Annotated in this window: 2 protein-coding genes; both read right to left on the bottom strand. The window is 40.5% G+C overall.

Annotated features, from left to right (window positions below; genetic code table 11):
• Positions 1-58: 58 nt before the first annotated feature.
• A complete protein-coding gene (gene rpsI / locus SMIDD26_RS02140) occupies positions 59-451 on the bottom strand; it encodes a 30S ribosomal protein S9 (RefSeq protein WP_000075964.1) in 393 nt (130 codons plus the stop codon).
• Between the two features lie 18 nt (positions 452-469).
• The gene (rplM, locus tag SMIDD26_RS02135) at positions 470-916 is read right to left on the bottom strand and encodes a 50S ribosomal protein L13 (protein WP_001044624.1); all 447 of its coding nucleotides are present in this window, start codon (positions 914-916) and stop codon (positions 470-472) included.
• Positions 917-1,164 lie beyond the last annotated feature (248 nt).

Raw genomic sequence — 1,164 nt, 5'->3', positions numbered from 1 at the left:
AAGTAAGAAAAAGAACACCCCGAAAGGTGCTCTCTGTAAATATAGTAATTCTTTCGAATTAACGTTTACTAAATTGTGATGCTTTACGAGCTTTCTTAAGACCTGGTTTCTTACGTTCAACTTTACGTGAGTCACGTGTAAGAAGTCCTGCGCGTTTCAATGAATCGCGGAAGTCTGGGTCTACTTGAAGAAGGGCACGAGCGATACCGTGACGGATAGCTCCTGATTGACCAGCGTATCCACCACCTACAACATTAACGAAAACGTCGTATGAACCTGCAGTTGAAGTAACTGCGAATGGTTGGTTGATGACAAGACGAAGGTCAGCGTGTGGGATGTACTCTTCAACATCTTTTTTGTTAACAGTGATTTTACCAGTTCCTGGAACAAGGCGAACGCGTGCAACAGCGTTTTTACGACGTCCAGTACCTGCATATTGTGCTTGTGACATACTTTATTGTTCCTTTCCTTAGATAAGTCCTGAAATGTCAAGAACTTCTGGTTGTTGTGCAGCGTGAGTGTGCTCAGCTCCAACAAATACTTTCAACTTCATACCTTGAGCGCGTCCAAGAGTATTGTGTGGAAGCATACCTTTAACTGATTTCTCGATCAAACGAACTGCATTTTTAGAACGAAGTTCACCTGCAGAGATTTGTTTCAATCCACCTGGGTGGTTTGAGTGAGTGTAGTAGATTTTATCAGTTGCTTTTTTACCAGTCAATTTAACTTTTTCAGCATTGATAACAATCACAAAGTCACCTGTATCAGTGTGTGGTGTAAATGTTGGTTTGTTTTTTCCGCGAAGTACGCTAGCAACTACTGCAGAAAGACGTCCAAGTGGTACATCAGTTGCGTCAACTACGTACCATTTACGTTCAACTTGGCCTGGTTTAGCCATAAATGTTGTTTTGTTCATGATTTCTCCTATATATAGTTCGATTTTTGTTTACGGTGATGGGTGTTCCTTCCCATCGAAAAGTATTTGGAAGGTTCCGGGGCCTTTCAAATGGGGTAAACAATACCGCCTACTATAATACCAAATTTCACCCCTAAAAGTCAATAGATATGAAAAATATTTTTCGGTAACTTCTCAAAGCTAACTTATCAAACCGTTTTCAAAAAGCATTCTAGTCCATCTCCGATTAACGATGGACTTTATCACTT

The sequence above is a fragment of the Streptococcus mitis genome, assembly GCF_001579035.1.
In the GTDB taxonomy this organism is placed as follows: Bacteria; Bacillota; Bacilli; order Lactobacillales; family Streptococcaceae; genus Streptococcus; species Streptococcus mitis_J.
This window is presented reverse-complemented; position numbering and strand designations above follow the sequence as displayed.

Coding starts and splice junctions, on each gene's coding strand:
- rpsI (WP_000075964.1), bottom strand. CDS start 451: ATGTCACAAGCACAATATGCAGGTACTGGACGTCGTAAAAACGCTGTT.
- rplM (WP_001044624.1), bottom strand. CDS start 916: ATGAACAAAACAACATTTATGGCTAAACCAGGCCAAGTTGAACGTAAA.